Source organism: Pseudomonas sp. KU43P (genome assembly GCF_033095865.1).
GTDB lineage: Bacteria > Pseudomonadota > Gammaproteobacteria > Pseudomonadales > Pseudomonadaceae > Aquipseudomonas.
Genome location: NZ_AP019365.1, coordinates 1,858,990 through 1,882,800, shown reverse-complemented (window position 1 = coordinate 1,882,800; position 23,811 = coordinate 1,858,990). Strand labels below are relative to the sequence as shown.

Genomic DNA, 23,811 nt, shown 5'->3' with positions numbered 1-23,811 from the left:
GACGCACGAACGTTAAAAAAACTGATAACTTTTTTCATTTACGTTTGCGGGCGGTTTTCACGGCCATGAAAAAGGCAGCCCGAGGGCTGCCTTCATCACGTGCCATGTCGCCAAGCTAGGCCGTGGCGTTGTTCGCCTTGGCCAGCAATCGGGCCTTTTCTTCCGGGCTCATGCTTTCCAGTTGCAGGCGAGCCTGGGCGATCCTCTGTAACTGCCCCCTGTTCGCCTCGCCTGCCTGCAGCGCCTCGGCCAGCCCCGCCACCGTGGGATGCTCGAACACCAGTGCCGGGGCAATCTCGCAGTTGAGCAACTTGCGAATACCCGCCACCAACTTGATGATCAGCAGCGAATGACCACCGGCAGCGAAGAAGTCGGTGTGGATGCCGACCTTGTCGCGCCCGAGCAACTGGGCCATGCGCTGGGCCAGCAGGCGCTGCAGCGCGTCCTGCGGTTCGTCGTGCGGCTCGCGCTGCTCCGCCTGGGCTGGCAATTGCGCCAAGGCACGCCGGTCGACCTTGCCATTGGCCAAGCGAGGCAGGCTTTGCAGGCGGCGCAAGTGGGCCGGGACCATGGCTGCCGGCAAGCTCGCGGCCAAGCGTGCGCGCAGGGTCGCCTCATCCAGCGCCGGGGCGACGTAGCAGGCCAGCAATTCTTGCTGCCCTGGTTGCGGCTCGAGCGTGACCACTGCGCCCTGGGCGATACCCTCGATCTCAAGCAGGCGCGCTTCCACCTCGGCCAGCTCGATTCGGAAGCCACGAATCTTCACCTGATGATCCTGGCGGCCTTGCAGCAGAATGCTGCCGTCAGGCTGGTAGCGCGCCAGGTCACCTGTGCGATACAGGCGTTCGCCGGGGCGCAGGGGGTTGTCGATGAAACGCGGCTCGCCGCTGTCACTCCCCAGGTAGCCACGGCACAGCTGGCGCCCGGCCAGGTGCAGCTCACCCAACTCGCCTACAGCTGCCAACTGCCCATCGGCCGTCAGCACGTACACCCGGTTGCCTGCCAGCACCTCGGCGAAACCCGGCGCCGGTGCGCCGGCCTGCAGCCGCTGCACCAGCACCCCGACCGTGGCCTCGGTCGGGCCGTAGTGGTTGAACACGCGGGCCTGCGGTGCCAGCCGGTGAATGCGCTCCAGCAGTTGCGCACCCGGCGCCTCGCCGCCCAGCACCACCGTGGAAGGCAGGCAGGCCTGGGCGTTGTCCAGCAGCGCAGCGAGGTGCGACGGCACGATCTTCAGGCAGTCGATGCCCTGCTCGCGCACGAAGACGGCGAAGGCTGCGGGGTCCTGCATCACCGCTTCGTCGGCCACATGCAAGGTGGCGCCTACCTGCAAAGCACCGAACAGGCTGGTAAGGCCCAGGTCGGCCGCTACCGTGGCGCTGAAGGCGAAGTGCTTGCAGGTGGCGAGCCCCAAGGCCTGTTCGGCCGCCTGCAGATAACCGGCCAGTTGGCCATGTTCGATGACCACGCCTTTGGGTTCACCGGTGGAGCCGGAGGTGAACAGCACATAGGCGGCGCTGTGGGTGTGCAGCGGACGCGCTGCGAACGCCTGGACCGTGTTGCCGAGCTGTTCGAACAGCGAAGCATCGACCTGCACCTGTACCCCGGCCAGGCGGCACACCTGCTCGCGTCGCGCGCCAGGCCAGGCCGGGTCCAGCGGCACATAGGCAGCCGCGCATTTCCAGCATGCGAGCACCGCCGCCAGCCACTGAGCCGAGCGCGGCAGCAGCAGGCCCACCACGCTGTTTTCGCCAACCCCTTCGGCTTGCAGACGCGCGGCCAGGGTGTTCGCCAACTGGTCCAATTGCTGCCAGCTCCAGGACGCGCCGGGCTCGACCACTGCCAGTGCCTGTGGCTGCTCCTGCAACCAGCGTGCAACACGTACCGGCAACAGCTCGCCCGCCGTGACCGCTGCGACGTCGATGTTGCGCTCCAGCACCAGGCCGCGCTGCTGCTCACCGACCAGGGCCAGGCTGGCCAACGCCGTGCCTGGGGCCTGGGCGATACTCGCCAGCAACGTCACGTACTGCTCCAGCAGCAAGGTAGGGCACTGCAGCGAAGCCCAATGCTGCAGCACTACCTGGGGCTGTGCCGGGTCCAGGTCCACGTGCAGCAGCACCTCTTGGCCAAGTGCCGGAGATTTCAGCCCCAGCACCTTCCAACCGCCCGGCAAGGCTGGGTGAACAGGCAGCAAAGCGAAGCCGATGGCCGCAGGCGACAACCCTGGGGGCAGTTCGGGGGCGTAGTACTCCTGCCAGGTACCGTGCTGCTCCAGCTGCGCGGCCAGGTTTTGCAACCAGGCTTGCACGGGCTGGTCGGCCTGATAGTCGATGAGCAGCGGCAGTTGCTTGTGGTACACGCCCACGCTGCTGGCGAAGTAGTCATAGTCACGGCGGCTGTCGTACCTCCAGTTGACCACCTGGCTTGGCTGGCCATCCAGGCGTGCCAGCAGCAACCACCAGGCGCCCTGCAGTACCGTCTCCAGTGGCACGCCCAAGCCGCTCAAGCTCTGCAGCACCACCGCGTCGAGTGCGGCATGGGCACAGCGCGGGCTGCCCTGGGCCTGTCGCCAGGGCAACTGCTGGGCACCGGCAGCCGTCGCGTCGAGCGCGGCCCAGTAGGCCCGTGCTGTGGCGGCGTCTTCATCGACCATAACTTCGCTGCGCCACTGCACGTACTGTTCGAAATCCCCCTCTTCAGCCGCGGCCCACTCGCCCTGGCAGGCAGCCGCAAGGCGCTGCGCCAGCAACGGCAGGCTGGCCTCATCGGCCACCGCGGCCAGCACGCCGAGCACCAGCTCGCCACCGCCATCAGCCCGCTCGCACAGCAGCAGCGCGACAGGCGCATCGGCCTGCACATCCACCGTCTGCTCGAACCAGGCCTGGCGGCCGGCGGCGTCATCCGCCGCCACACGCGTGACCACCGGGGCCCGCCCCTGGGCCTCGAAGAACTGGCGCAGGCCACGATAGCCGGTCGCCTGGCCGATACGCAGGCGCAAGGCGTCGTGTTGCCCCTGCCACTGCTGCAAGGCGGCCTGCAGCAGGCCTGGGGCCGGCAGCGCGGCCAGTTGCAAGGTGATGAACCTCGCCACCTCCTGACGGGGCATCGGCTGCACTGGCACGCCAAGCGCTTGCGCGGGCAACAGCGGCAAGCCGCTCGCTTCGACGGTCATGTTCATGCTTGCTCTCCGGTACGGTTCAGCGTGTGGGTTTCGAGGTCGGCGCGGGTCATCATGTCGCCCATGGCGACGACAATCTTGCGCGGCCCCTGGAACGGATCGCGGGCGTGGGCAGCGAGCATGTTGTCGAGCAGGATCACGTCACCCGCCTGCCAGTCGAAGCGCACGGCGCAGGCTTCGTACAGCTCACCGATCAGCGCCATGTCGGCGTCCTCGATCGGGCTGCCATCGCCGAAGTACACATGGCGCGGCATGCGTTCCAGGCCATAGAGGGCCAGCAGGTCTTCACGCACATCTTCATCCAGGCAGAACACGTGATGCAGCTGCACCTGGTTGAAGAAGCTCTTCTGGCCGCTGACCGGGTGCTCGATGACGGCCGGGCACGGTGTGCGGATCTGCAGCTCGTCGTTGTCCAGCCAGCGCCATTGGATGCCTGCGGCCTGGCAACGGCGCTCGACCTCGGCGCGCGACTCGGTCTTGAAGAAGTGCTGCCAGGACACGTCCAGCTTGTGGGTGAACGTGCGCACGTAAAGCAGGCCTTTCTCTTCGAATCGCTGGCGCAAGCCATCAGGCAGGCGCTGGTACATCAGCCGGCAGTCCACGACCGGGGTGGCGCCCCCAACCGGCGACGGCAGCTCGCAGAAGAACAGCTGCTTGCGCGGCCAGCGGTCCTGGTGGGCACTCTCGTTATGGAACAGGATCATCTTCTGCTCTGGATACGGCGTGGAACGGTAGGTGTTCTTGCCGCCCTCCTTCTTCGGCAGGTCACCGTACTGGCCGTACAACCCTGGCTGCACCGCTTCGGCGAAGGCTTCGAAATCCTGCGGGGTCTGCAGGCCAAAGCCGCGGAACAGAATGCCGCCATGGCTGACCAGCTTGCGCTCGACCTCGGCGCGGTTGGCCACCACCCAATCGGTCAGGCTCACGCCGGGGTCGATGGGCTCGACCAGCAACGGGAAGGCCTGGCCCGGCACCATCGTCTGCTCGCGCACCACGCTGGCCGGCTTGGCCGCCGCCGCGCCACGCTTGAGGAAACTGCCGAGCTTGTCCTTGCGCGGTTGCGCGCTGCCTGCAGCGGGCGCCGCGACGATTTCACTGTGAACCGACATAGTGATCTCTCTCAGTTGGATATGTGGGTTGCCCAGCACCTGGCCGAGGATGTCCAGCCAGCCACACTGCAGGGCCTGGATCCGTTCTGCCTTGAACAGATCGGTGGCGTACTGCCAGGTGACGCGCCAGCCGGCCTCGACCGGGTCGATGAACAGCGCCATGTCGAATTTCGAGTAACCGCCCGCCTGCGGCAGCACCTGCACCTGCAGGTCGGCCAGGCCGCTGTGTGCCACAGGCATGTCGTTCATCACGAACAGCACTTGCACCAGCGGATTCATGCCCGGGTGGCGCGGGGCGCCGGCGGCTTCGACGATCAGGTCGAACGGCAGCGCCTGCTGGGCGCTGGCGTCGAGCAAAGTGCTGCGGGTACGGGCCAGCCAGGCGGCGAAGTCCAGTTGCTCATCCAGTTGCGAGCGCAGCGGCAGCACGTTGACGAAGAAGCCGATCAGCGCCTCCAGGTCGGAGTGCTCGCGGCCGGCAACGTCGGCGCCCAGCAGCAGGTCGTGCTGGCCGCTGGCGCGGTGCATCAGCAACTGGAACGCCGCCAGCAGCAGCATGTAGGGCGTCACGCCCAGTTGCGCCGCGCGCGCGCGCACCGCCTCGACGGTGGCCTGCGGCAGGTCGAAGGTGTGGTTCTCGCCGGCCTGCGACGCCTGGGCCGGGCGCGGCAGGTCGGTGGGCAGGCCAAGCCGCCCACTGCTGCCATGCAGTGCGTCGCGCCACCACTGGGCCGGCGCCTGCAGCAGCCCGGCGCGCTCGCATTCGGCCTGCCACAAGGCGTAGTCGGAGTATTGCAAGGCCAAGGGAGGCAGCGCGGGCGCCTGGCCCTGGGCGAAGGCGCTGTATCTGGCGATCAGCTCGTTGACCATCAGCGCCATCGACCAGCCGTCGGAGATGATGTGGTGCATGTTCAGCAGCAGTACATGGGCCTCGCCCGACAGCCGCAGCAGGCGCGCCCGCAGCATCGGCGCCTGGTCCAGCGGGATCGGCTGGCGCACATTGGCCAGTTGCGCTTCGAGCACATGCAGATGCTGTTCGCCAGCGCCGAGCGCGGTGAGGTCTTCGTGCGGCAGCTCGATGTTCAGCGCCGCCTGGATCAGCAGCAGCGGCTCGCCTTCGTCGTCGCAGCCCACCGCACTGCGCAGCACCTCGTGACGCTGCACCAACGCCTGCAAGGCCTGGTGCAGGCACTCGACCTGCAGCGGGCCGGCCAGGCGCAGCGCCAGCGGCATACCGTAGGCGCCGTTGCCCTGGCTGAACTGCTCGGCGATCCACAGCCGGCGCTGGGCCAGGGACAACGGCGCGCTGGCCTTGTCGCCCAGGGCCCGCAACTGCGGCCCGGTGACGGCGGCCGGCTGCGCCTGACGCAGGCAGTCGGCGAAATCGCACAGGCGCGGGTGGCTGAATAGCTCGCGCACGCCGATGCCGGTGTGGCCCGTACGGTGCAAGCGGGCGACGACCTGGGTGGCCAGCAAGGAATGGCCGCCGGCCTCGAAGAAATGCTCGAAGCGCCCGACCTCGGCCATGCCCAGCACGTCTGCCCAGGCCTGGGCGACTTCACGTTCGAGAGCGTCCAGCGGCGCACTGAAGGCCACGGCGCTGTCGTCCGCGATCTCTGGCAGCGCCTTGCGATCGACCTTGCCATTGGGGTTCAGCGGCATTCGATCGAGCAGTTGCAGGCGCGCCGGCACCATGTACGCCGGCAGGCTCGCACGCAGGTCGTCAAGGATGCGCTGGCGCAGGCCACTGCCGTCGAGCGGCGCCTCGGCCGGCACCAGCCAGGCCGCCAGGTGCAGGTCGGCGCCCTGCCCGCGTGGCATCACCACCGCCTCGCGCACATCGGCGCGGGCCAGCAGGCAAGCCTCGACCTCACCGGGTTCGACGCGGAAGCCGCGAATCTTCACCTGGTGGTCGAGGCGACCGAGGAACTCCAGCTCGCCATTGGCCTGCTGGCGCACCAGGTCGCCGCTGCGGTACAGGCGCCCACCACCCACCGGGTCGAACGGATCGGGCACGAAGCGCTCGGCGGTCAGCGCCGCCTGGCCGAAGTAGCCACGGGCCAGGCATGGGCCGCCGATGTACAGCTCGCCGACGTTGCCGGCATCGAGCAGTTGCATGGCCGGGTCGAGCAGGTAGGCACTGCGCCCCGGCACCGGTGTGCCGATCGGCGCGTAGCCGGTGTCGATTCGGGTGGTGCCATCTGCCTGCCACAGCAGCGGGGTGATCACGGTTTCGGTGGGGCCGTAACCATTGACGATACGCTGCGGCCGCACATGCGCCTGGAGCCGCTCGAAGCCTTCGCGTGGCAGTGCCTCACCGGCCACGTTCAGGCAACGGACCGGCAGTTCCCGGCCTTCCTGGCGGGCCCATTCGGCCAGCTGGCAGGCGTATTGGGTGGGGAAATACACCACGCTGGCGCGTTCGCGCTCGATCACCTCGAACGCTTGGGCCGCCGTCCAGATCTGGTCGCCCCGCAGGATGCAGCAGGCACCCTGGCTCAGGGGCAACAGCCACTGCTCGGTGCCCCAGTCGAAGTTGATCGAAGCGAAGTGCACGAAACGGTCCTGCGCCGTGACCTGGTACTGCTCGGCCATGGTCTGCAGGTGCGCGGCGATGACGCCGTGGGTCAGCGCCACGCCTTTCGGCCGGCCGGTGGAGCCGGAGGTGTAGATCAGCGCCAGCAGGTTGTCGGCAGCCGCACGCGGTGCGGGGTTGGCCGCCAGCGGCGCTTGCGGCTGGTCCAGCCACAGCCAGTCGGCGGCGGCCAGTTGCAGCGGCTGGGCGGCCTCGTGGGTGGCCAGCACCAGTTTCACTGCGCTGTCGTCGAGGATGTCCTGCAGCCGTTGGCGTGGGTAGTGCGGGTCCAACGGTACATAGCCTGCACCGGCCTTGAGGATCGCCAGCAGGCCGACGACCATGGCCAGGCCGCGCTCGCTGCACAGCCCCACCAGGTCTTCGGGGCCGACACCGCGGTCGATCAGCAGCTGTGCCCAGGCGTTGGCCAGGCCATTGAGTTGGCCGTAATCCAGGCTGCCGTCCTCGGCGATCAGCGCCGTGGCCCGTGGGTTGCGCGCAGCCTGGGCCTCGATCTGCTGGTGCACGGCCAGCCTTGCAACGGGGGCCTGCGCGGCCTGCCACTGCAGTGCGCAGCGTTGCCGTGCAGCCCCTTCGAGCAACCCCAGCTCACCGAGACACGGGTTGCCCGGCGCGGCGATGGCCTGCAGCAGGTGGCCGAACTGCACGGCCAGGCGCTGCACGTCGGCGAGGGCGAAGGCGTCATGGCGGAAGCGATAGTCCACCTGCAAGGCGTCGCCCATGCCCACCGACAAGGTCAGCGCGTAGTGGGGTTGCTCATGGCTCTGCGGCACGCCGAAACGCGGGCCGTCGCCGGTAGCCTGCAGCACCTCGGCCACCGGGTAGTTCTCGAACGCCAGCAGGGTATCGAACAGCGCCTCGCCGGCCCTGCCCGCCCAGCGCTGGATATCGGCCAGCGGGGTGTACTCGTGCTCGCGGATCGCCAGGTTGCCGGCCTGCAGTTGCTCCAGCCAGTCGTCCAGGCGTTGCTCCAAGCGAGGCGCGGCCACGACCGGCACGGTGTTGATGAACAGCCCCAGCTGCGCTTCGATACCCGGCAGCTGCGCAGGCCGCCCGGCGACCGAGGCGCCCATGCACACCACGTCCTGGCGGCAGTGACGTTGCAGCAGCAACAGCCACGCGGCTTGAACCAGGGTATTGACCGTGACCTTGCGTGCCCGTGCCGAAGCCTTGATCTGCGCCGAGGTTTCAGCGTCCAGGCGTTGCTGCCAAAGCCCCTGGCCGGTTGCTTCTATGCCGCGGCGCTGGTTGGCGAGCAACGATGGCGCCTGCAGGCCTTGCAGCTGGGCCTGCCAGAACTGCTGATCCCGCTGCAGGTCACGGGCCTGCAGCCAGGCCAGGTACGCCCGTGGATTGGCCCCGCCCTGGCGCGGCCGCTCACCGCGGTAACGCTGCATCACTTCGCCGAGCAGTTGCGCATGGCTCCAACCGTCGAGCAGCAAGTGATGATGGGTGTAGATCAGGTGCCAGCGCTGCTCGCCCAGGCGCACCAGGGCAATGCCGAGCAAGGGCGCCTGATCGGTGGCGCTCAGCGCCAGGCGTTGCTGCTCGGCCAGCGCCTGCAGGTGCACCTGCTGTGCCGGCTCGTTGCGCCAGTCGTGCTCGCTCAACGGCAGTTGCCGCTGGCGGTGAATCACTTGCAGCGGCTGCGGCGCGCCATCGGGCCAATGGAAGCTGGCACGTAGGCTGGGGTGGGCATCCAGTGCGGCCTGCCAGGCGGCCACGAACCGCTGTGGCTCCAGCCCGTCGATGTCCATCCGCAACTGGTTGATGTAGTCGCCGGCCTCGGCCACGTGCAGGCAGTGGAACAGCAGCCCCTGTTGCAGCGGCGACAGCGGCAGGATGTCCTCGACCTCGCCAAGATTCTGCTCCAGCGCGGCCAGCCCGGCGCTGTCCAGGCCGCTCAAGGGGAAGTCCGACGACGTGGCGCTGGCCACGCCCGGTTGCAGGCAATGCTCGACCAACGCGCGCAACTGATGCTCGAAACCTGCGGCCAGGGCTTCGATGGTAGCGGTGTCGTACATGGCCTGACTGAAGCCGAAACTGATGCCCAGTTCGCCTTGATAAACCTGCCCTTCCACGCTCAGCCAGTTGGCCAGCGGCGCCTCCTCGTCCTGGCCCTGGCCGGCGCCCTGCGGATCGGGCTGCCACAACGCACCCGCCTCGAACTGGCTGTCGAACTGGCCTAGGTAGTTGAAGGTGACCCGAGGTTGCGGCAGGCGCGCCAGTTGCTCGCGCACCGCGTCAGGGCCCAGGTAGCGCAGCACGCCGTAGCCCAAGCCACGGGCCGGCACGGCGCGCAGTTGCTCCTTGACCGCCGCGATGCAGGCGCCGGGCTCAGCTTCAGGGCGCAGGGCGACTGGGTACATGCTGGTGAACCAGCCCACGGTGCGGGTCAGGTCGATGTCTTCGAACAGCGCCTCGCGGCCATGGCCTTCGAGCTGCACCAGCACCTGACGCTGCCCGCTCCACTGGCACACGGCGCGGGCCAGCGCCGCCAGCAGCAGGTCGTTGACCTGGGTGCGGTAGGCGCTGGGCGCCTGTTGCAACAGGGCCTGGGTCAGGGCCGGCGGGAAGCTGATGCTGACCTTGCGCTCATCGGCCACGCGGGTGTGGGCCACGGCGCGGTCGCGCGGCAGCTCTTCGCCCTCGCCCATCGCCTGCCAGTGTTCGAGCTGCGCCATGCACGCCTCGGCATGCCCGGCCAGGCGCTCGGCCCAGGCCTGATAGCTGCTGGTTCTGGCCGGCAGCGGCTGGCCCAGGCAGGCCCGTTGCAGGTCTTCGAGGAGAATGCGCCAGGACACGCCATCGACCACCAGGTGATGGATCACCAGCAACAGGCGCTGGCTGCCGTCGGCCATGGCCACCAGCACCGCCGCCAGCAACGGGCCCTGGTCGAGGCGCAAGCTGCGTTGGGCCTCATCGCACACGGCGGCCAGGGCTGCTTCGCTGGCCGCCTCGCGCTGCCACAGCCGTGGCACAGCCTGTGCTGCATAGGCCTGCTGCCAGTGGCCATCGCCCTGGGTAAAGCGCAGGCGCAGGGCATCGTGCTGCGCCACCACCTGGGCCAAGGCCTGCTGCAGTTGCTCCGGCTGCAGCGGCTGGCGCGGCACCAGCAGCAAGGCCTGGTTCCAGTGCTGGCGCTGCGGTATCGGTGTGTCGAAGAACTGCCGTTGCACGGGGGTGAGCAGCGCCGGCCCTTCGGCCGGGCGCTGGTCGATCTGCACGCACTTCACCTCGCCTGCGGCCTGGGCCAGGGTGCGCAGGGTTTGGTGTTGGAACAGGTCGCGTGGGTTGAGTGCCAGCCCGGCCTGGCGGGCACGGCTGACCACCTGAATGGCGATGATCGAGTCGCCACCCAGTTCGAAGAAGTTGTCGTCCAGGCCTACCTGGGCCACGCCCAACACCTCGCTCCACACCTGCGCAAGCTGGCGTTCGGCATCGCTTTCAGGGGCCACGTAGGCGCCTTGCGCCGTGGCCTCGGGTTGCGGCAAGGCTTTGCGGTCGAGCTTGCCGTTGGGGGTCAGCGGCAAGTTGTCGAGGGCCATGAGGTAGCTGGGCACCATGAACTCGGGCAGGGTCTGCAGCAGCCAGTCCTTGAGCGTGCCCTGCCAGCCCTCGGGCTGGGCGTTGAGCACCAGGTAGGCCACCAGCTGGCGGCCATCGAGGGCCAGCACCACGCACTCGCGCACGTATTCATGCTCGGCAAGGCGCGCCTCGATCTCGCCTAGTTCAATCCGCAGGCCACGGATCTTCACCTGGTGATCGAAGCGCCCGAGGTATTCGATGACGCCATTGGCGCGCTGGCGCACGCGGTCGCCGGTGCGGTACAGGCGGCTGCCGTCGGCGAACGGGTCGGCGACGAAGCGCTCGGCTGTCAGCCCAGGCCGGCGGTGGTAGCCACGGGCCAGGCCGATGCCGCCCAGGTACAGCTCGCCGGACACGCCCGGGGCAACGGGCTGCAGCCCAGCGTCGAGCACGTAGGTGCGGATATTGGCGATCGGCTGGCCGATCGGCACGCTGTCCTTGCCCTCTTCGACGCAGGTCCAGTGGGTCACGTCGATGGCGGCTTCGGTGGGGCCATAGAGGTTGTACAGGCCGGCGCCCGGCAAGCGCGTGAACACCTGGCGCTGGGCATCCACCGGCAGCGCCTCGCCGCTGCAGACGATGCGCGTCAGGGTGCGGCAGGCTTCGACACCGGGTTCATGGATGAAGGCCTGCAACATCGACGGCACGAAGTGCAAGGTAGTGACGCCATGGCGCTGGATGCTGGCGATCAGGCGCTGCGGGTCGCGGTGTTCGCCGGGGGCTGCCACGGCCAGGCAGGCGCCGGTCATCAGCGGCCAGAAGAATTCCCATACCGACACGTCGAAGCTGAAGGGGGTCTTCTGCAGCACCGTGTCGCTGGCACCCAGGCCGTAGGCTTGCTGCATCCAGCACAGCCGGTTGGTCAGTGCCTGGTGGCTGTTGCCGGCGCCCTTGGGGCGGCCGGTGGAGCCGGAGGTGTAGATCACATAGGCCAGCTGGGCCGGTTCGAGCGCCAGCGCCGGTGAGCGGCTGGGCAAGCCGCCCAGTTCCAGGGTGTCCAGGGCCACGCATTGCACGCCCGCCGGCAGCGGCAAGCTGGCGAGTAACGCTTGCTGGGTCAACAGCAGGCGGATGCCGCTGTCCTCGATCATGTAAGCCAGGCGATCTTCGGGGTATTCCGGGTCGAGCGGCACATAGGCGCCACCGGCCTTGAGAATCGCCAGCAGGGCCACGACCATTTCAACACTGCGCTGGGCCGACACGCCCACCAGGGTGTCGGTGGTCACGCCCTGCCCTCGCAGGTAATGGGCCAGGCGATTGGCTCGGGCGTCCAGCTCTTCGTAATTCAAGGTGCTGTCGCCAAAGCGCAGCGCGCGGGCCTGGGGGGTGCGTTGTGCCTGGGCCTCGAACAACTGGTGCACACCTTGGTGCAGCGGGTAGCGGGCGGCCGTAGCATTCCACTCGTGAAGCTGGGTGTGAAGGCTTGCCGGCGCGAGCATGGGCAGTTGCCAGATCGGCCGCGTCGCATCGGCCACCAGCTCGCGGAGCAAGGTGACCCAGTGCTCGGCCATGCGTTCGACGGTGGCCGCGTCGAACAGGTCGACCGCGTAGGTGAAGGCGGCGTGCAGTACGCCGCCGCGCTCGTAGGTGTCCAGGCTCAGGTCGAACTGAGTGGTGCGGCTACGCCACTCCAGCGCCGACAACGCCAGGCCCGAGGCCAGGGTCACTGCCGACAGGTCTGCCACCTGTGGCTGGTGGTTGTACATCACCTGGAACAGCGGCGCGTGGCTGAGGTTGCGCTCGACCTTCAAGGCATCCACCAGGCGCTCGAACGGCAGGTCCTGATGGGCCTGGGCGCCCAGCACGGTTTGCCGCACAGCCTGCAGATAGCGCAGTGCATCACCCTGGTCATCGGGCTGCAGGCGCAGCACCTGGGTGTTGACGAACAGGCCGATCAGCCCTTCGACCTCAGCGCGGTTGCGGTTGGCCACTGGGCTGCCGATGCGCAGGTCGCTCTGGCCGGTGTAGCGCTGCAGCAGCAGCCCGAAAGCGCCGAGCAGCAGCATGAACAGGGTCAGGTTGTGGCGGGCGGCGAAGCTGCGCAGTTGCTGGGCGAGTTCGCCGTCCAGCGGCAATTCCAAGCGCGCGCCGCTAAAGCTCGGGCTGGCGGGCCGTGGGTGGTCCAGGGGCAACTCCAGCACCGGATGCTCCGTGCCCAGATTGCCCTGCCAGTAGGCCAGCTGGCGCTCCAGCTCGCCGGCTTCGAGCCAGCGACGCTGCCACAGGGCGTAGTCGACGTACTGGATCGGCAAAGCCGGCAACTGCGGTTGTGCGCCCGCGGCGAAGGCGTCGTAGCAACGGCTGAATTCGTCGATCAGCACGTTCATCGACCAGCCATCGGAGACGATGTGGTGCAGGGTGAGCAGCAGCACGTGTTCCTGCTCGGCCAGTTGCAGCAGGCGAATGCGCAGCAGCGGGCCCTGGGCCAGGTCGAACGGGCGCAGCGACTCGGCCTCGACCTCGGCCTGCACTCGAGCCTCGCGGGCGGCTGGGGCCAGTGCGCGCAGGTCCAGGCGCTGCACCTGCGGTGCCGCCGGGCGGTGCACCTGGTGCAGGCGCTCGTCGGCCTGTTGCTGGAACACGCAGGCCAGGCTCTGGTGGCGCTCCAGCAGGCACACGAACGCCTGCTGCAGGGCCGCCTCGTCCAGGGCGCCGGTGAGGCGCACCGCGCCCGGCAGGTTGTAGGCGCCGCCTTGCGGGTCCAGTTGCCACAACACCCACATGCGCTGCTGGGCGTAGGACGGTGCCAGGCGGTCTTCGGCCGCTACCCCGGCGGGGATCGGGAACTGGGAAAAGTCGATACCCTCCCTGGCCAGGGTCTCAAGGAACAGGCGGCGCTTGTCCAGCGGCAATTCAATGAAACGGCGGGCCAGTTGCAGGGACTTTTCGGGATTCATCGGCTTGCTTTCCGTACGAGTGAGGTACCACGGGCAGTGCCCGGCTATCCCTACGAAACGGATGCAGCCTGGAAAAAATTAACCGTGGCGGATGGGCTGTGCGAGGTGGGCGGCCGCCCACGCAAGGATGAGAGGCGGCAGGCACGCCGCCTCTGAAGGAAAGGGGCTCAGAGGGGGGCCGCCATACGGCCCCCTGGGTCAAAGCGCTGCGGCCAGCGCCTCGGCGAAACGTTGCGCCACTTCATCGACCTGCGGCGCAGTGATGATCAGCGGCGGCAGGAAGCGCACCACCGCGCCGTGGCGGCCACCCAGTTCGAGAATCAGCCCGCGCCTGAGGCACTCGCGCTGCACCTTGGGCGCCAGCTCGCGGTTGGCCGGTGGGTGCCCCAGTGCATCGAGGGTGCCGGTCGGCTCGACCAGTTCCACCCCCAGCATCAGGCCACGGCCACGAATGTCACCCAGTTGCGGGTGCTGGCGCTGCAGGCTCAGCAGGTGCTCACGCAGGCGCTGGCCCATGGCTTCGGCGTGCTCGGCCAGGCGATGATCGACCAGGTAGTTGATTACCGCAGAGCCCGCCGCCATGGCCATCTGGTTGCCTCGGAAGGTGCCGGCGTGGGCGCCTGGCTTCCAGGTATCGAGCCAGTCCCGGTAGACCACCACCGCCAGCGGCAGGCTGCCGCCAATGGCCTTGGACAGGGTGACCACATCCGGCACGATACCGGCGTGCTCGAAGGCGAACATCCGCCCGGTGCGGGCGAAGCCGCTCTGGATTTCATCGACGATCAGCGCTACCCCGGCCTGCTCGGTGATGCGCCGCACACCTTGCAGCCAGGCGATGTCGGCCGGGATCACCCCACCTTCGCCTTGCACCACTTCAAGGATCACTGCCGCGGGCAGTGGTACCCCGCTTTCCGGATCGAGCAGCAGGTTTTCCAGGTAATGCAGGCTGGCCTTGACCCCGGCTTCGCCCCCCAGGCCGAACGGGCAACGGTAATCGTAGGGGTATGGCATGAACTGCACGCCATTGCCGAGCAACGCGCCCAGCGGCTGCTTGGGACCGTGGCTGCCCATCAGGCTCAGCGCGCCCTGGCTCATGCCGTGGTAGGCACCCTGGAAGGCCAGCACGGTGCTACGCCCGGTGGCGCTGCGCACCAGCTTGAGCGCCGCTTCCACCGCGTCGGTGCCGGTGGGGCCGCAGAATTGCACCTTGGCCTCGCGGCGCAGCGCTTCGGGCAGCACGCTGAACAGGTCCTGGACGAAGCGGTCCTTGACCGGCGTGGTCAGGTCCAGGGTGTGCAGGGGGATTTCGTCGGCCAGCACGCGCTGGATCGCCTCGATCACCACCGGGTGGTTGTGGCCCAGGGCCAGGGTGCCGGCACCGGCCAGGCAATCGATGAACTGACGACCCTCGACGTCCTCGACATGGATGCCACGGGCGCGCTTGAGTGCCAGCGGGATGCGCCGGGGGTAGCTGCGGGCGTTGGATTCCTGTTGTTGCTGGCGTTGCAGCAGGGGCGAGTCAGTGAACTCGTACAGCGGTTGCGGCGCACTGGCCGGCAGGGCCTGGGCAAGGCTGGAAGCGATCGACATGGGTGAATCCTCGCAAGCAAGCGAATGTGCGGGTGGTTGTCGCTTGGGAAACGCTTGGGTGCGGGGAGGATTTAGCGGTTGCGGTTGGATTTTTTGGGGTTTGCGCGGGCCCTATCGCCGGCAAGCCGGCTCCCACAGGTACGGCGCCGCACTTGAGAACAGTGGGATACCTGTGGGAGCTGGCTTGCCAGCGATTGGGCCCTTGAGGTCAATGCAACCTGTTCTTGGCCACCTCGATATCATTCATCAATGCCTTGGCCAAGGCTCCCAGGTAATCCGCTGCGCCGAGCAGCTTGTGGTCATCTTCCATGTCACCCTCACGCACCAGGTGCTTGATGTAGCCCAGCAGTATCGAAACTTGCTCGTAGGCATCATCGATCGGAATGCCTGGCTGGACGCGTAACAGGTCGATGGGCGGGTTACCGACATCGAGGAACGTCTCGACGCCGACGGTTGTGACGATCTTGGGCTGGTCAGCCATGTCGTTACCCCTGGGCCTGTTGGCCATAGAGCCGCGTGTGCACATGCTCCACCAGCGCAAACGCGATCTCGCTGGCATGCATGGCATTGCCCAGCATGTTCAAGCCAGGTTCGCCCGCACGGGTTCGGCAGTGTTCGTCGATGGTTTCGATGACGCCGCGTAGCAGCTCGCTGACGTGGGCCAGGGCGTCGGGGGGGGTACATGTCGGATTGGACAGTGAAGAAAGGGGTGTTGGGGGTTTTAGGTCGGGGAGGATCGGGTACGAGCTTCTTCATTGTGTAATTCCAGCTTCATAGGCAAAGGGAACTACCACCTGAATCTTTCTCATGGATTGAAGGCGGCAGCCGTACGCGGGTGTGAGAAAGCCGATAGAAGCTAGCAAACACTCGGCCAGGCAAAAGCCCGCCCACGTACGGCCACCATAAAGGTGCTGCTAGCTGATCTGTCGGGTTCTCATGCCCGGTCGCCGGAGCGACCCGGAAACGTTATCCGTGAGGCATTTCCCCGACAACAGCGAAACTTCAGTAGCGCACGTAGGATAATTCCCAAAGATGCCAACACTGAAGCATTTGGTTTCAGGTTCAGAAATATCTTACGGCTGCTGGCCCTATCGCTGGCAAGCCAGCTCCCACAGGTACAGCACCGCCCTTGAGAACAGCGGTGCATCTGTGGGAGCTGGCTTGCCAGCGATAGGGCCAGTACAGGCAGAAATGATCAACCGCCCGAACGCGCCGGTACCTGCAACAACACCCGCAACCCATCACCACGGCTGTCAAACTTCAGGCTCCCGGCACAACGCTGCACAATGGCCTGCACAATCGCCAGGCCCAGCCCGCACCCACCACTCTGCCCATTGCGCCAAAAGCGCTCGGTCAGGTGCTGCAGATCCCCATCGGCGATCCCCGGCCCATGGTCACGCACCATGAAGCCCACCTGCCCCGCGTCCATCTGCACTTCCAGCTCCACCTCGCTGCCGCCGCCATGACGTAACGCGTTATCCAGCAAGTTGCGCAACGCCGCCACTGCCAGCGGCGCAGGCATGCCCAGGTAGATCTGCGCAGCTTCCTCGGGCAACCGCAGCACGATGCGCCGGTTGTCACCGCCCCCGGCATCCTGCACCGCCTGCCGCGCGACCTGCTCGGCACTGCACTGCACGCCATCCTCGAACGACAGGCTGCCCTCCACCCGCGCCAGCATCAGCAACTGCTCCAGCGTGCGGTGCATGCGATCGGCGCCCTGCTCGGCATGTTCCAGCGCCTGCTCGCGCACTGCGCCATCGGTCATCCGCGCCACCTGCAGGTGGGTCTTGATCGCGGTCAGCGGGCTGCGCAGTTCGTGGGCAGCATCGTCGGTCAGGCGCCGCTCGCGCTCCAGGGTCTGGGCGATGCGCAGGAACAGCTGGTTCTGGGTATCGAGCAAGGGCTGCAGCTCACTGGGCAGGCCGGACACCTGCAACGGCTCGACGCTGTCGGCGCGCCGTCGTCGCAGGGCATCACGCATGCGGTTCAGCGGTTCCAGGCCTTTGCCCAGGCCGATCCACACCAGCCCGAGGCTGCCCAGCAACGCCATCAGCACCGGCGCCGAAGCGGCCAGCAGGATGGACTGGTTCAGCGCCTCGCGCTCCATGTGGCGGTCGGCGGTGGTGATGCGCACATCGCCGTGGTTGTAAGTGAAGGTGCGCCACAGCGCGCCGTCGATGGTCTGGTCGCGGAAGCCGCTCTGCTGGTCATCCATCGTGCCGTCGTGCTTGTGGTTGCTGGCGAGGATTTCGCCGCGCAGCGACGTCACCTGGCAGGCCATGCCATCGGGCACCGTGAATTGGTCGGCGGAAAAATGCGCCTCCTCGCCCTTGGCAGTCAGCGGCTTGGGCAACTGGTCGATCAGCCCGGCGACCATGCGCGCCGAGGCCACCAGGCGCTGGTCGAGGGAGAACATCATCTGCTGGCGCAGGTCGCGCAGCATCCAGGCGGCGGCCAGCACCCAGATGATGATGAAGGCGCTGCCCAGGATCAGGCTCAGGCGTACCCGCAGGCTCATGATGCCGCGTCCTCCGGCGCCTGCGCCGGCCCCAGGCGATAGCCCAGGCCGCGAACGGTCTCGACGATGCTGTTGCCGAGCTTGCGCCGCAAATGGTGGATGTGGACGTTCAGCGCGTTGCTCTCCACTTCATCGCTGAAACCGTACACGCAATCCTTGAGCTGCTCGCTCGACAGCACCCGCCCGGGGTTCTGCAGCAACGCCTGGAGCAACGCCTGCTCGCGCCGCGACAGGTCCACGGATTGGCCGGCCAAGGTGGCTTCGCAGCTGCTTGGGTCGTAACGCAGCGGGCCATGCTCGATCACGTTCACCGCCCGCCCGGCGACCCGCCGCAACAAGGTGTGCAAGCGTGCGGCCAGCTCGCGCAGGTCGAAGGGTTTGAGCAGGTAATCATCGGCGCCGGCCTGCAAACCGTCGACCCGGTCGGTGACCGCATCGCGGGCGGTGAGCACCAGCACCGGCAAGTCGATGCCCTGCTGGCGCAGGCGGCGCAACAGCTTGAGGCCGTCTTCGTCGGGCAAGCCCAGGTCGAGGATCATCACGTCGAACTGCGCCGCCTGGAGCATGGCCCGGGCAGCGGCGGCGTTGGCTACGCGGTCGACGGTCAGGCCCTGGGCGGTGAGGCCGGCGCAGATGCCGCTGGCGATCAGGTCGTCGTCCTCGCAGAGCAGAACGTGCATGGTCTGAAGCTCCCGGAATGGTGTGGGTGGCATTGCACTATGGAGGGATTAACTGGGGATTATGGGCTTTATTCGGCGGTTGGTGTGGGGTGATTGCCTTGGATGCAAGGCGAAATATCCTTTTCTTCGATTCGACCTTAAACCTGCTCGTTCGGAGACGATAGAGACTTTTCCTACAAGCTTTACGGATTTTTCCTCAAAAGATCTGTGATGAGATTTCCCCCTGTACGCGATGTCAGGGAGACACCTCATGTATCTGGATTTCCTCGTGCCGTCATGGCTCGAGATCGAATCACGCATCATTGACGCAATGGGCTATCAAGGAGGCGCCCATTTTCTCGACCCTCTCAACCAGGCCGCCCCCTCGCTGTCCCTCAACCTGAACCGGGTCAAGGCGGTGCGTTCGGCCTTCAACCAGGCCCAGTGGCAGGCCAGCGTCATGCTGCGCCAACGCTTTGCCGAGCTTGAGATCGCCAGCATCGTCGATGACCTGCTGAGGGTGGTGAGGGACATGGCGATGATCGTCGCCGCCAGCACCCTCACCGGCGGCGCCATCGGCGCCGGGTTCGGGGCGTTTGCCGGCGGCGCGGGGGTGATTCCCTTCGCCGGCGCCGGCGCAGCGATGGGCCTGCAGGTCAGTGGCTGGATCCTCGGTGTGCTGGGGCTTGCCTCCATCGCCGAGTTCTTCGTCGAAGGCCTGCCGCGCATCGGCGAGTACTACCTCGATGGCATTCGCATCGCCTGGGAAGGGACGCGCAGCGATGGCCTCAACCCCTTCAGCCAGGACCACCCGGATACGGTCTCCCGTGCTGCTCATCACATTGCGCTGGGGCATGTGGAAGTGGTGGTGCTGCTGTTGGGGGCGATCGTCTCCTACCTCACCCGCGGACGCGGCGATGCCCGGGTGCTGGCGCAGGAGATGGCGGCCAGCAGCAAGGGCGCGCGGCTGGGGCAGTGGATGCTCAAGCATGAGGAGGGGTTGAAGAAGCGGCCGGATCTGCAGGTGCCGGAGCGGCGTAAGGGGGCATCTGACTCACATGACCAAGGTCCAACGAATCAATCCAAGAAGGAGACGACAAAGCCCCATCCCAGCACAATGGCATTACATAATGTCGAATGTTTCAAAGCTGATAAGGTGCCGGAATACAACATAGGCGAATTCAAACGACAGCTGAATGGCCAGGAGGATGGACTGAACTGGATGACTGTCGAAAAATTTCTGGAAAGAATCGAAAACCCTGAACAACGGAATAAAGGATTAGCCACAAAGGCGAGAAAAGATTACCAAGACTCATTTCAGGACGACATAGAATCTGAGCTAATGAAAATCATGGATCCATTTGAGGCACAAATTGTAGCCATCGAAAAAACCAAAAACCACATGTCAGTCATAGCAGCATTACACAATCCGGACCTCGTAGCCGGTGGTAAAGATATGATATCCGACTTTGGAGACCGCCAAATTAATTCAATAATTGGCGCTCAATGGAAAACCAAGATACCGGAACTAAAAAAAGCTGCTGAAACGGTGCCGCCGCACCTCAGAAGCTCAACACGTATGAATGTCAAACTTCATAAATGCTAAAACCAGGAACCTGAAATGGACAAGATATTTTCTAGATTCATTGAAAATTTTGGCCCGGCGATCGACCGCCGAGAAGTACCCACCTCAACAATTGAGCGGTACAAAGATAAACTCCCTCCCAAACTATTGGAGTATTGGTCAGAGCATGGGTGGGCTGGCTATGGAAATGGCATATTCTGGCTGGTCAATCCACAAGAATACGATGCCGTGGTTTCATACTGGCTAGATAATACCAATCTCAGTTTGCACGACAGCTACCACTTGATTGCACGAAGTGCTTTCGGAGATTTGTACCTGTGGGGTGAAAATACGGGCTTCTCCTTGAAGATAACAAGCGTTGCCTCCCGATTCGTATTTCACAACAAGCACTTCACAAAGGAACAGCTCAACACTGAAATTCAAGGCTTTATCCTATCAAGAAAAGTCGACTCGAACGATTTTAACGACCTATTCGAATCCGCACGAAAAAAGCTTGGCAATCTCAACCATGACGAGATGTACGGCTTTTTCCCGGCCCTCATGCTAGGTGGTTCCGACTCTCTGGAACACCTCAAAAAGGTCAGCGCCGTTGAGCATTTGGTCTTCTTGGCACAGCTGACAGACCTTGAACCCTACCCTTTTTCCGCCAGACCAGCCTAGTGCCGCTGCTTTTCAACATACATAAAACTAAAAAGGAATTAACCTATGAACGTAGTCTTCTCCATCTTCCTCGAAACCTTCGGCGACCCGATCGGCCACCGGCCCGTACCGGCTTCAGCTCTCGAACATTACAAAGACAAACTCCCCATCCAACTCCTCGACTACTGGAAAGAACACGGCTGGTGCGGCTACGGCGGTGGCCTTTTCTGGCTGGTCAACCCAGCTGAATACGAATCCGTAGTCGATTCATGGATCGGAGGCAGCACCCACGACACCTACCACCTCATCGCCCGCAGCGCTTTCGGCGAGTTGTACCTGTGGGGTGAAAACACCGGTTCCATCCTGACCATTGCGGCCTACCATTCCCGCTACTTCCTGAGCGCTCCAAGCGCGAACAACGAAGAACGAGATAACAAGATCCAGAGCCTGCTGATGTGGGCCATGACCGAAAACATCGGCCTGGACCTTTTCGACGAGGCCCGGGCAACACTGGGCGACCTGGCATCTGATGAGATGTACGGTTTCGTGCCTGCCCTGATGCTGGGAGGCTCAGCCAAGCTGGAACATCTGCAGCGACTGAACGCCGAAGTGCATTTGATTCTGCTCTCGCAGATGGCCGAGCTCGAGCCGTATGAACTCGATGACGAGGACGCACAAGATGAATAGGCAGAACGAACGCGCTCAGCGGTAAACCGCTTCAGGCCGGTCCACGTCCTGCAACACCCCGGCGTCCTGCACTTCAAGCCTGATGCAACTCGCCGGGTGCGCCTTCACTACCGACCTTGCCCCTTCATCACCCGTGAGGCGTGAAAGCGCCGGCCAGAAAGCGCGCCCGAACAACACCGGATGCCCCTGCTGCCCGTCATGCTGTGGCAAGACGATGGCGGATGCACCCGCAGCCGAGACCAGCTGGCCAAAGGTTGCCGGCGCTATCCAAGGCATATCGCCCAACAGAACCGCCACTGCCTGTGCATCACTGTCGACCAGCGAAGCCGCCCCAGCCGCCAGGCTATGCCCCATCCCCAACCCGGCATCCGGGCTGGCAATGACTCGGCAATTCCCCGGCAAGCCGAGATCCTCGCCCCGCTCGCCCTCACGCAGCACCACGCGCACATCGCTGAACACCGAGCAGGCGCGCTCGACGCTATGTACCAGCAAGCTGCGCCCGTCGTCCAGCGTGGCCCGGCGCTTGTCACCGCCAAAACGCACGCTGCGCCCCGCCGCCAGCACCAGCGCCACCACACTCACAACGAAGCCCGCTCGATGCCGTTGCGCTGGCGCAGGATATCGGCGAGCACCGCCAGGGCGATCTCCGCCGGGGTCTTGCTGCCCAGGTTCAGGCCGATGGGGGCATGGATGCGGGCCAGCTCGTCGGCACCCAGGCCGCCGATCCGGTGCAGGCGTTCGCGGCGCTTGTCGGAGGTCGCGCGCGAACCCATCACACCGATATAGAACGCTTCGGTGCGCACGGCTTCGAGCATGGCGAGGTCGTCGATTTTGGGGTCATGGGTCAGCGCCACCACCGCCGTGTCGGCATGGCAACCGCCATTGGCGATGTACTCCGAAGGCAGCTCCCGGCGTATTTCAATGCCGTCCAGCACCACGCCTTCAAGCACCTCTTCGCGCGGGTCGCAGAGGATGACCTCGAAGCCCATGCCCTTGCCGAACTCGGCGCAGTAATGCGCGACGCTGGAATACCCCGCCAGCAGCAGGCGCTGGGCAGCACCGACCCGCAAGTACACGCGGCTGGCCTCACGCACCACCCGCGGCCCCTGAGCGCAGTCGTCGCTGAGCCGGCGATCGCCTTGCGGCAGGCTCACTTCGCGCAACAACCGACGCTGCCCCTGCAAGGCACTTTCCAGCGCACGCAAATGCGCCTGCACCTCGCAGTCGGCCGGCAGGTTCTCCACCAGCACCTCGAGCACCCCGCCGCACGGCAGGCGAATGTTCGAGCGCCGGTCGCTACCGTCGCCGTAGCGCACGATGGCCACCGGCTCGGGAAACTCGCCCAGCGCCACGCGTTCGAGGAAATCATCTTCCACACAGCCGCCCGACAGCGAGCCGACCCACTGCCCGCTGTCGTTCACCGCCAGCAACGAGCCCGGCGCACGGGGCGCCGAGCCGTAGGTGGCGAGCACCGTGCACAACCATACCCGCTGGCCGTTGCCAGACCACTGCAGGGCCTGGCGCATGACTTGCAGATCGAGATGCTGCACCTTTACTCCGCCTTCAGCTCGGCGAGCTGCTGCACGCTCAGGTCACCGGGCAGTCCGCCCCAGGCCTGGCGCAGGTAGTTGACCATGTCCGTCACCTGCTGATCGTTGAGCTTGTCGGCAAAGCCTGGCATCGGTTGCATGCGTTCGAAGCCAGTGAACTGCTGCTCACGGATGCCGTCAAGGATAGCCTTGACCAGGTTGCGCGAGTCGCCCTGGCGCAGCACCGTGTTGCCCTGCATGGCCACCGCGATGTGCGGCTTGCCTTCGCCGTCGACACCGTGGCAACCGGCGCAGACGTTGAGGTACTGCTGGCGGCCGCGCTTGGCGCTGTCGGTCAGCTGGTCCAGTGGCACTTCCTTTATGACCTTGGCAGCCGGTGGCTGTTCACCCAGCAGATAGGTGGCCATGGCGGCCAGGTCGGCGTCCTCCAGGTGCTGGGTGCTGTGGTGCACCACCGGGAACATCTCGTTGAACATGCTGCCCTGGGCACTGATACCGTGCTTGAGGAAGGTGGTCAGGTCCGGCTGGGTCCAGCCACGATCCGCCAGGTCCTGGGCCAGCAGGCTCGGGGCCAGGTAGCCGTTGAGCAGGCCACCGGTCAGGCGCTTGTCCTGTTGCAGTGCACCGATCGGGTTGCGCGGGGTGTGGCACTCGCCACAGTGGCCCATGACTTCGACCATGTACTGCCCACGCTGCCAGGCCGGGCTCTTGCCCTCGGCGGGCTGCAACTGCACGCTCTTGCCATAGAGCATGTTCCAGCCGGACAGGCCTGTGCGCACGTTGAACGGGAAGCTCAGCTTGGTCTCCGGCGCCGGGCGGTTGATCGGCGGGATGGTCATCAGATACGCCAGGATCGCGTCGGAATCTTCCCGGGTGATCAGGTGGTACGAGGTGTACGGCATCGCCGGGTACAGGTTGGCGCCATCCTTGCGCTTGCCCTCGGTCACCGCGGCGAAGAACTCGTCGGCGCTGTAGTTGCCGATGCCGTGCTGCTTGTCCGGGGTGATGTTGCTGCCGTAGATGGTGCCGAACGGCGAATGGATCGGCAGGCCACCGGCGAACGGCGCGCCGCCCTCGGCGGTGTGGCAGGCCATGCAGTCGGCGGCGCGGGCCAGGTATTCACCACGCTTGACCTGCGCGTCATCGGACGCCTGCGCGGCCAGCGAAACGGCGAGGCCGAGCGCCAGCGCCAGGCCGGAACGAACAAAGCCCATG

12 protein-coding genes and 1 pseudogene are annotated in these 23,811 nt (G+C 65.8%); 3 read left to right on the top strand and 10 right to left on the bottom strand.

Annotated elements, in window-relative coordinates; all coding sequences use genetic code 11:
• Window positions 1-115: 115 nt before the first annotated feature.
• The 7 genes and pseudogenes from KU43P_RS08570 to KU43P_RS08540 form a co-directional block, all read right to left on the bottom strand.
• The gene (locus tag KU43P_RS08570) at window positions 116-3,178 is read right to left on the bottom strand and encodes an amino acid adenylation domain-containing protein (protein WP_317662289.1); all 3,063 of its coding nucleotides are present in this window, start codon (window positions 3,176-3,178) and stop codon (window positions 116-118) included.
• Complete coding sequence (locus KU43P_RS08565; protein ID WP_317662288.1) at window positions 3,175-13,368, bottom strand: non-ribosomal peptide synthetase; 10,194 nt, start codon at window positions 13,366-13,368, stop codon at window positions 3,175-3,177. Before KU43P_RS08565 ends, KU43P_RS08570 begins: the two co-directional genes overlap by 4 nt.
• A 198-nt stretch (window positions 13,369-13,566) precedes the next feature.
• Window positions 13,567-14,958 carry an aspartate aminotransferase family protein gene (locus KU43P_RS08560; protein ID WP_317662287.1) on the bottom strand — a complete coding sequence of 464 codons (1,392 nt, stop codon included), beginning with the start codon at window positions 14,956-14,958 and terminating at the stop codon, window positions 13,567-13,569.
• A gap of 208 nt (window positions 14,959-15,166) precedes the next feature.
• Entirely contained in the window at window positions 15,167-15,439 is a 273-nt protein-coding gene (locus KU43P_RS08555) for a DUF3077 domain-containing protein (RefSeq protein ID WP_317662286.1), read from the bottom strand.
• 4 nt (window positions 15,440-15,443) lie between these two features.
• Window positions 15,444-15,714: pseudogene (locus KU43P_RS08550) on the bottom strand (hypothetical protein).
• A gap of 439 nt (window positions 15,715-16,153) precedes the next feature.
• On the bottom strand, window positions 16,154-17,476 hold the full coding sequence (locus KU43P_RS08545) for an ATP-binding protein (protein ID WP_317662284.1): 1,323 nt from the start codon (window positions 17,474-17,476) through the stop codon (window positions 16,154-16,156).
• Window positions 17,473-18,156, bottom strand: a complete 684-nt coding sequence (locus KU43P_RS08540; protein WP_317662283.1) for a response regulator transcription factor — start codon at window positions 18,154-18,156, stop codon at window positions 17,473-17,475. The genes KU43P_RS08545 and KU43P_RS08540 overlap by 4 nt, the downstream gene beginning before the upstream one ends.
• A 250-nt stretch (window positions 18,157-18,406) precedes the next feature.
• On the opposite strand from KU43P_RS08540, the gene KU43P_RS08535 reads away from it, so the two are divergent.
• From KU43P_RS08535 to KU43P_RS08525, 3 genes are read left to right on the top strand one after another with little or no spacing between them, the layout of a single operon-like run.
• Complete coding sequence (locus tag KU43P_RS08535) at window positions 18,407-19,741, top strand: DUF6861 domain-containing protein (protein ID WP_317662282.1); 1,335 nt, start codon at window positions 18,407-18,409, stop codon at window positions 19,739-19,741.
• Window positions 19,742-19,756: 15 nt separating this feature from the next.
• The gene (locus KU43P_RS08530) at window positions 19,757-20,380 is read left to right on the top strand and encodes a GAD-like domain-containing protein (protein ID WP_317662281.1); all 624 of its coding nucleotides are present in this window, start codon (window positions 19,757-19,759) and stop codon (window positions 20,378-20,380) included.
• A gap of 45 nt (window positions 20,381-20,425) precedes the next feature.
• On the top strand, window positions 20,426-21,046 hold the full coding sequence (locus KU43P_RS08525; RefSeq protein WP_317662279.1) for a GAD-like domain-containing protein: 621 nt from the start codon (window positions 20,426-20,428) through the stop codon (window positions 21,044-21,046).
• 15 nt (window positions 21,047-21,061) lie between these two features.
• On the opposite strand, the gene KU43P_RS08520 is transcribed toward KU43P_RS08525, so the two are convergent.
• The 3 genes from KU43P_RS08520 to KU43P_RS08510 are packed head-to-tail and all read right to left on the bottom strand — an operon-like array spanning window position 21,062 to window position 23,810.
• Entirely contained in the window at window positions 21,062-21,628 is a 567-nt protein-coding gene (locus KU43P_RS08520; protein ID WP_317662277.1) for a nucleotidyltransferase family protein, read from the bottom strand.
• Window positions 21,625-22,596, bottom strand: a complete 972-nt coding sequence (locus KU43P_RS08515) for an XdhC family protein (RefSeq protein WP_317662276.1) — start codon at window positions 22,594-22,596, stop codon at window positions 21,625-21,627. The genes KU43P_RS08520 and KU43P_RS08515 overlap by 4 nt, the downstream gene beginning before the upstream one ends.
• 2 nt (window positions 22,597-22,598) lie before the next feature.
• Entirely contained in the window at window positions 22,599-23,810 is a 1,212-nt protein-coding gene (locus KU43P_RS08510) for a cytochrome c (protein ID WP_317662274.1), read from the bottom strand.
• Window position 23,811 lies beyond the last annotated feature (1 nt).

What these genes read in the sequence shown, in the direction of transcription:
- KU43P_RS08535 (WP_317662282.1), top strand. Translation starts at nt 18,407, where the DNA reads ATGTATCTGGATTTCCTCGTGCCGTCATGGCTCGAGATCGAATCACGC.
- KU43P_RS08560 (WP_317662287.1), bottom strand. Translation starts at nt 14,958, where the DNA reads ATGTCGATCGCTTCCAGCCTTGCCCAGGCCCTGCCGGCCAGTGCGCCG.
- KU43P_RS08555 (WP_317662286.1), bottom strand. Translation starts at nt 15,439, where the DNA reads ATGGCTGACCAGCCCAAGATCGTCACAACCGTCGGCGTCGAGACGTTC.
- KU43P_RS08545 (WP_317662284.1), bottom strand. Translation starts at nt 17,476, where the DNA reads ATGAGCCTGCGGGTACGCCTGAGCCTGATCCTGGGCAGCGCCTTCATC.
- KU43P_RS08510 (WP_317662274.1), bottom strand. Translation starts at nt 23,810, where the DNA reads ATGGGCTTTGTTCGTTCCGGCCTGGCGCTGGCGCTCGGCCTCGCCGTT.
- KU43P_RS08540 (WP_317662283.1), bottom strand. Translation starts at nt 18,156, where the DNA reads ATGCACGTTCTGCTCTGCGAGGACGACGACCTGATCGCCAGCGGCATC.
- KU43P_RS08570 (WP_317662289.1), bottom strand. Translation starts at nt 3,178, where the DNA reads ATGAACATGACCGTCGAAGCGAGCGGCTTGCCGCTGTTGCCCGCGCAA.
- KU43P_RS08565 (WP_317662288.1), bottom strand. Translation starts at nt 13,368, where the DNA reads ATGAATCCCGAAAAGTCCCTGCAACTGGCCCGCCGTTTCATTGAATTG.
- KU43P_RS08525 (WP_317662279.1), top strand. Translation starts at nt 20,426, where the DNA reads ATGAACGTAGTCTTCTCCATCTTCCTCGAAACCTTCGGCGACCCGATC.
- KU43P_RS08530 (WP_317662281.1), top strand. Translation starts at nt 19,757, where the DNA reads ATGGACAAGATATTTTCTAGATTCATTGAAAATTTTGGCCCGGCGATC.